Origin of the sequence: Pseudomonas sp. E45-MNA-CIBAN-0222 (assembly GCF_040310405.1) — a bacterium.
Lineage (GTDB): Bacteria > Pseudomonadota > Gammaproteobacteria > Pseudomonadales > Pseudomonadaceae > Stutzerimonas > Stutzerimonas stutzeri_AC.
Map to the genome: position 1 here is coordinate 1 of NZ_JBEOPU010000032.1, position 8,053 is coordinate 8,053.

Annotated in this window: 3 protein-coding genes; 1 reads left to right on the forward strand and 2 read right to left on the reverse strand. The window is 53.4% G+C overall.

The window, feature by feature from the left end:
• Positions 1-345 precede the first annotated feature (345 nt).
• Entirely contained in the window at positions 346-4,617 is a 4,272-nt protein-coding gene (locus tag AAEZ08_RS22525) for an NACHT domain-containing protein (RefSeq protein ID WP_500125139.1), read from the forward strand.
• 191 nt (positions 4,618-4,808) lie between these two features.
• Here AAEZ08_RS22525 and AAEZ08_RS22530 read toward each other — a convergent pair whose 3' ends face one another.
• Positions 4,809-6,353 carry a DUF4135 domain-containing protein gene (locus tag AAEZ08_RS22530; RefSeq protein WP_500125140.1) on the reverse strand — a complete coding sequence of 515 codons (1,545 nt, stop codon included), beginning with the start codon at positions 6,351-6,353 and terminating at the stop codon, positions 4,809-4,811.
• A complete protein-coding gene (locus tag AAEZ08_RS22535; RefSeq protein ID WP_500125142.1) occupies positions 6,353-7,441 on the reverse strand; it encodes a JmjC domain-containing protein in 1,089 nt (362 codons plus the stop codon). Before AAEZ08_RS22535 ends, AAEZ08_RS22530 begins: the two co-directional genes overlap by 1 nt.
• Positions 7,442-8,053: the final 612 nt, after the last annotated feature.

An 8,053-nucleotide genomic window follows, 5' to 3' on the forward strand; every position in this document is an offset into this window, starting at 1 on the left:
AGAAGGCCAGCGCTCTGGTCGAGCTGCTGCCGCACAACTGGGTATCCGCCGGCAAGGTGTAATGCCCGTTCGCTTACAGCCCTCGATCCTTCTGGCCCAGAGGGGTTTGAAGGGTTTCTCGGTGTCATCCTGGGTGAGATCACAGGGCAATCTTTCCGTCTCGCAAAGTCAGGTACACAGCTAGGGCGGGACGGTGATTCTGCGTTCGATGGCGGCGCCACATTTTTTGAGGGCAAACGCTACAAAGACGGCCTCTCGAAGAACGATATTTCGGTAAAGCTTTTTGACGTTGCCAATGACGACGTCAGTCTGGTGGATGTCTGGATACTCGGAGCCACATGCGAAGTGGCATCCCAAACCGTCGAGGCCGCCCAGAAATTTGCGACCAAACACGGCTTTGGTATCGCTGTATTGGACTGGTCAAACAACGATCTTGGAGCGCTGCTCATCGCCGCTGTGGTGGCAGGGTCCAAGTCTAAGGCGTTCATCACACAAGGCCTTACCGGGGGACCTGGAGCGGGTCTTATTGCGTCCGCCGTTGTCGCAATCGACTACTTTGCAAAACATACTGATCTCCCTTCAAGGGTAAGCTCGCTCAAAAAAGCCCTTGCCGAAGACGTTGGGTTGGGCCATGCCAAAACGCTCAATCAGGCATGGCTTAGTCGGTTGTTCACAAACAAGCTGGAGGCACGTGCCGAGTTCGGCCAGCCCTTATCCCCCCTTGACCCATCCGGCCCCATGGCACTTGATCGGCCCGAGCGCACTGCTCTCACAAACGCCTTCTCTGGAGCGCCAGAGAGCGAAATCTACGCAATCGTCGGTGAGGAAGGTGTCGGCAAATCCTGGCTCGCTGTTCAGAGCTGGAACCTATCCAATCCCAAATCACTTCTTGTCTTGTGTCCTGCGGACGATTTGACTGGTGATGACGCTGAAAACCTCGATGACTTCCTAATCCGCAAGCTGCTCAGTCAGACAGGCGCGAGTATTACGACGCCGGCGATGACACGATGGAAGCGCCGCTTCAACGCTTGGCGTGCGAACACTCCAGTGAGCTCCGTCCGCTTAACGCTCATAGCGGATGGTCTCAACCAACCGCTTAAATCGAACTGGGGGCGCTGGCTTGATCGCGCCGCGAGGCACTTGAAGGGCCTTGGCGGCTGTCTGGTTCTAACCACCCGCACACAGCACTGGGCGCAACTCAAAAATGCGCTGTCCTGCAATGTAAGGACGATCAATCTCGCCGAGTGGTCCATCGAGGATGTCAAAGAGATACTGAGCAGTCGCGGTATTGACTACTCCAACTCCAGAATCGAGGTTCTAACATCCGTTCGGAACCCCCGGCTGCTCGGGATCGCGATCGAGCTGATAGAGGCCAAGACCATCGAGCTTTTAGATGAGCTCAGTGTAGGGCGTCTTCTCTTTGAGCACATGCGGAGGATGCAGCAGCTCGGAGCGGTTCCGATCTCCGCTGCCTCGTTCGCAGACCTATTGAAAAGACTCGCAGCGGAGATATTGGCTCGCGCGAATGCGCAGGATACGGACGATCTGAGGCTTTTTGATGTGGTCCAAGAATCCCAGCTCGAATCTGTTGCTTCGAGTCGGTTTTTCTCTGCTGTGAAAGGAAGCGCTTCACAGTATGAGATAAAGCCCGACGGCCTCAATCTGGCGCTCTCGCTCTACCTCGTTGACCAACTCGAACGTGAGTTGCGCAACGACCGTGATCCGCGCGAAAGGCTAGCGACAATTCTGGAACCGATCAGCGCACTTGATGAGACGGCAAAAGTTGTTCTGCTTGCAACCCAAATCGCTTGTCTTGATGAGGAAACGAGCTCAGAGATACGCTCCGCACTGATAGAAAAATTCGTATCTCTACAAAACCTTCCTAACAGCCAGGTCGATGCCTTCTCTGTACTCGCAAAGTCGGCCCCATTAGCCTTCCTGCAAGCCGCTGAAAACGTTTACCTGTCGCAAGAACATATTGCCAGCAAAGAATGGCTGCTCTACTCGCTGCTCAATCGACGTGACGAACCGGGTGTTTGGCAGCAAATTTTGGAGTCGACTAAGCGCTGGCTGTCCTTCTATTCGCCCGCGCCCGAACGCCGGATGCACAGAACTCTGCGCCAGAACTCTGCCACTCAGGTTGACGAAGAGCGCGCAAGGGTTTCGGCTGAAATTCGAGAGCGGGAGGCTGGCCTGACCGCGGTCGAGCGATCCTTCGTAACTACGAATCTTGTTACCGCCCCGACCCCTCGGTTTGATGGCATAAGTCGCTTTGCCTTCCATCTTCTAGCCGGCTTCCCTCTGGAAGAGGTTGCACCATACATCGTCCGCTGGCGATTCTCTTGTGCGCTCAACTCATCGATGTCGGCACCTTACGCAGAGTTTGAGCAGCTTCTTCACTACAACCGTGCTGACTGGCAGGAGACACGATCAGCACTTCTGAAGGAATTGGAAGCACTGCCGAGGGAGTGTTCGTCTAGTGTGGGGAGATGGACTCGCGTAGGTATCCTGTTCGGCACCGGAGATGTCAACGACGCGCAAGAAGGTACATATATCAGCGATGAGCTCACACGCGACCGGGAACGCTTCGCTGGTTGGGCACTGAGGGAAACCTATTGCTCCGTCGACCCATGCGATCCCGCTACCGCCAGGCCAGAGAACGTTGTTGCAACGGCTCAAAACTACCGGCAGATTGATCTAGGAAAGGTAGCCATAAGCTTGGGCATAAACGAGCAGGACCACTTCTTCCGCGGCGCCCGAGCTGCTGTCGCACGCTTCGCATCCGATGACGCGATATACATGCATAATGCTCTCGCGAGCGAAGTACTTGGTCGCGATGGATTTACGCGACGTCAAGGTGTATTGGAACTCAGGCGTCACAGCTCGGCTCTCACAAAAGATCTCGCCCTACGTTTCCTGTCGGCCTGTCTATCGAGCACCACGACTTATAAAGATGGGAAAGACTCTCGAGACAATTTCATCACGGCACAGTTTTCCCTGCTGATCGCGTTGCCGCATCTCACCGCCGACGAGCAGTTGGAAGCGGTCGCAAACATGCAGAGTGATACCCTTCTGCTCGAGGTGCTTTCCTGCGTGCGAAGAGCTGGCCCAGAAAAGGTGGAACAGGTGTTGGAGCGTGCTCTTCAGAGTGGCAATGAGTATGCCCAGGCTGCAGTTCTTGCTGCAGTCTACTATTCACAGTCGATGTTGACGCCACGCGCTGCCATTATTGTCAAAGGACTAATTCGGTCTCCATCCAAGACTCTTCGGCACGAAGCGCTCGCCCTCGCCGCATTGAGCGGAGACATTTGTTTACTGCAGGAGGTTGTGGATAGTGGATGGAGCGCGGAAAGAACGGGCAACAGCGACTTCGAGGACTGGCACGGCTCCACCTCAATATTAAAAGCGCTACAGGCGGGCCTGATAGAGGTGGAGCTTGCGCTTGATCGAATGAGCCTGTCCCATTACGGGTTTGCCGCTCTAGCGTTACCTGCCGGGCAAGTCGGTGTCATCGCCGCGCGAATCGAAACTGCGCTTGCGAAAGCGTTGGGTTATGAAGGTGATGTGGAGCTGCCGAGCATCGAGACTGAGATGTCGAAAATGTCCGACTCAACGCCGCCCCTGATTTCATTAACGGAGCGGACATCGACGGAAAGCAACTTTGCATCTCAGATGGATCGGCTTTCGGAAACAGAGGAGCAGTTCGACGACCGCCAACGTCGCATGGGCGACGCGTATGAGCGATTCGCCGGTGAGCTCACGGCTACAGAAGCAGGCCTAATACTTTCCGACATCACATTCGAGGGTATTAAGGCAATTATCGGACAGGATGCTGATCGCGATCAGCGTTGGCTCAAAATGTTGGTCGCCGCTTCCGACCGCAAGCTTCGTCACCTTCATCATGTCGCGCTGCAGGTTGCGGTCGCGCTTGGTGCCAGCGGCAGTCCGTTAGCACCTGACTTTATTACCCGCGTTCTGACATTGGACCCGACCATACGCCGTGTCACTGGCGCTGCAAAAATCTCTGCGGAGACCATTATCCTCTGGAGCAGCACAACCAGCCCGGCGATAGCGGACATCTGTAAAAGGCGCCTTCGAACACCGAGGACTGACAGCGACATCGCGCGCGAGGTCATCGCGGCGCATCTCTGCGGAAAGGTGGAAATGCTGCAGAGCTATACTGATGAACTTCTCGCCATAGGGCGACCGTACGAGACAGCGCTTGCCCTCATGATCGCTGGCTTTTGCGACGAAAGCCTCCATGCTGATTCGGTGCTGTCACGTTTTCAGGACTCTAAAGGCTTCATTGGCGCGGCTTACGCTGCCGCGCGCGATTCATATGTTCGGAATGTTTGGGCGAAAACCTGGTATGCACAGATGCAAAATGCCCAGCGACCTGAGGACTTCTGGAACGCTTCTGTTCTGTTTACGAAGATCGTCGATGGCCGCTTTGACATCTGGTCCGAAGCTTCGGGAACACCATCAACCATATTCACTGCGTTTATGCCGACGATAGAGCGAGAGGTCGACAACAGAGCAGCCAAAACTCAGAAGGCGCGCGAGAGCAAGCTGTTCGGTAAGAAAGCTCCCGCATCGATAATGTTGAATACTCAATAGGTCAAACTACCCTAGAGCCCTTTCAGCTCCAAACAAGGCCTGTGAGCAGGAGACACGCCTACCTCAGCTAATGACTGCTTCTGGCGACCCCAGCCAATTGAAACTGGCAACTCACGGCCAATAGCAGACGTTCTAGTGCGATACAGCGTCTACATCTTAGAGCCCCTTCGCAAGAAAAAAATGATGTCCCTTTAATTTACAACCTCAGGTTCCTCAGACCTAGTTTTCAGATGACTATGCAAACGAGAGCGCAGTTCGCTGATTTGCTCTTCGACTACTGCATCAGACAGTTTTTCTAGTCTAAGCCGGACGACCTCTAGCGGGGAAAGGTCGAACACACCCGGCACAATGGCATCGCGTAGCAATAGGTCAGTGCTGTCCGCTCGGGCATAGGCAACCGGAATGTCGAGCGCACTTATGTCTATGTTTTCCTGCTCGACGATAGTCCGTGCAGCAAGCAAGAACTCCGGAGGGGTGTTTGCTATATCCAACTCAATGTGCGATTGCCAAGCTCTAACTGCATAGGAAGTGAAGCAAATGGTTGACATGCGCTCTGCTAGTAGTGCGGCATAGACCCTAGTTGCACGAAGTGGAACTCGAAAGATTGATGAGGGTGGGATAACTGCTAGGAACTCAGCCTTACGCTTCATTATGAGTTCTGAAGCGCGTCGCACCCCCAAAATAAATGTCTCGAAGTATTCGACGGCGGGAGCAATACGCCGCCCATCAACCTCTACTGCGCTGCGACTATGATGTTGGACAAGCTGTCGCTGCTCCGAAGAAAGCGCAACTTGGATGCCTGAATAAGGATCTGCGCGGAACCAAAGATCTACACAGCTAAGGCCACCGTAGTCGATATCCTCTCCACCATAATGATCGAAGTTCAAGAAGAGGGAGCTAATGTCGCTATGTTCTTCGCGAGGCCGTTTAAGTAGATATGCCGCCGCCGCTGTGGAAAACCGTGGCTGGCATAGTGTTTCGCAGTCCACTACCACGGGGCCCTCTATAGAGGCGATTAAGTTTTCGAAATGCAGGTCTGATGCGTTCAGTAAATATGCGACCGCATATAATACTCCACCGTTAAATGCGAACTGCTTGGCAGACTCATAGTCAAGCACCGGCTGATAAGGTACCTCCGCCATCCAGTGGTAGCCTTCGCAAATTAACGTATTGACTGCTCCTAACTTAAGCCCCCATCCAGACAGTAGTTGAGATAGGTTTTCCAACAGGTGCGCACCGGCCCCTGAGCGTGGCTTGTAGTACAGCGCAGGTAGGCCCGAAAAACTCAGCTTAAGCACGTGCTGCCCGTGGTGCTTGTCGGGTGACACTATCCGTGTCGAGACGAGTTCAGACTCACCGTCCCAAAGACCTCGGTTTGCCAGCTCCAACTTGTCCAGTGCAAACCGATATTCGACAAGGACGAACTCATCTATCAGTTGTTGCGACTGCGTGTAAAGCGCCCTGTCGAGAGCAGGACAGAGGCTAAGCTGGGTCTTCATCCATTGAGCAAGTCCGATTGAGGATTGTCCTCCAAAGTACTGTTCGACGGAAATCTTTAAGGGGCAGCACATGCGCTTATATAAGGAGACAAGCTCCATCTCAAGGCCTTCAATCATGGCAGGATGAGATGGGCGATCTGGCTGTAGTAGGTTTACCACAGAGTTCGCAATTTTTTTGAGACCCGCCTCGTCGCCTGAAGCCCCACCCATCTCCTCAATCAAGGCAGAGATCAACATTATTGAAACTCCAACAGCCCGATAGTAAGAAGTTTACGCACCAGTTCAAGTGAATCCGTAATCGTGATGTCTAGACTTTTCACCAGTATGCGTGGGGAGAACTCAGTACTCTCGTTGATCATCTGTAACGCGCGGAAATATCCGGCAGGCACGGCTGCTTTGGAACTCAACTCAGAGCGCACGCCGAGGTCGAAAAGCAGGCCAAACACCTCAATGGTAGAGAGATCCGACGATAGGCGATAATTTATGGGCTCACCCCCGGTACGCACCAGTAAGTCGTCCGGTTCGAGATTGCCGATGCGTAAAGTAGATACCAAACTGTTGTGTGGCAGGTACACCCTAGGTTTTGTATGTGTAGTATTAGGGCCGAGTTGCGTTTCCAATCCTCGTAACACCTCACGCACTGCATCGTATGCTTGGCCAGCGCTAAGTGGTCGACGCAGGGACTCCTCAAGCATGCTGGCACTGCGGATTTTTGCGACGATTCCGTCAGCCACAGTTGGAACATGAACTCCTGCGGAAAGATGCAGAGATCCGGCTGAACCTGGCAGGCCCCTATGAATGTGACCTCGCGGTATATATAAGACATCACCCGGTACGAGATCTACTCGAAGGTATTCGCGTCCGGATTGGTCTTGCGCCACAGGCAATTTGTTCATTCCTTCAATTGGAAATGCTGTATCAGGTTCGGCAATTGACCATGCCTTGGTTCCATGAACCTGAATCAAAAATACGTCAACCTCATCGTAATGGTAGCCGAAGCAGTATTGGGAAGAAGGAGACAGGAACGCCGTGACAAACGTCCGTGCTTCATCAGGATATGCCCTACCGATTTCGTAGCAGAGTTCAGCAACTTTGGGGTTGCAGAGATTCAACTTGTTGAAAATGGCCGTAAAGCCATTCGCTAGCCCTTCAAATACCCATTGAAGTGCATCCTGTCTAGCAGCTGCTACTGCTGGATAAATCTCCTTGTCCTCACCGGCCATCCGGATGTTGTGGTCAGTTCGGAATCGATTGATCCAGAGGTCGACTTCAAAATCCGCAAGCGAGTACTCGAAGCCCGGCATAACCTCCTCAAGACGAAACATGTGAGCTGTATCGCCAGAGCTAAACGCCATTTACTACAAACTGCTTTAGCAAATTATCGATGGTAGAATGAGTTGCTCCCCTGCCCGCGCAATCTGAAGCATCTCATTGTGGGTGAGCGGCTGCGCTAATGGTGGCTCCGGGATGATGAAATGCATCTTCGGCCTTTCATCCGCTACGAATACGTATTCGATGTCCGGATTGACTGTAATGCCCTCAGCTTGAAGGACTGCCGCAGGGTTAGCCAGCAACGATGCCTTGAACATAGGATCCTGCCAACACTTTAGTATTATTCCTGCCATCTGCTCTTGAACTCGTCTTTTTTGCGTGGCCAACGGCTCATTTTGGGCGATCATGTTATGCGGTTGTTGCCGCTGACCGAAAACTGACCCAGTAGAGGCTGTTCTGCCGACTGAAAACTGACCCAGGTGTTCAACTGCTTCTGCTCAATTTTTGAGCAGGAGAACACAGGGTGATCAGTATGGAAATGATGGGCAAAATTCGCCGGATGTATTTCCGCGACAAGCTGTCGCTGCATGAGATAGCCAAGCGCACCGGGTTGGCGCGCAACACGATTCGCAAGTGGGTCAGAGCACCTGAGGCCAAGCCGCCGG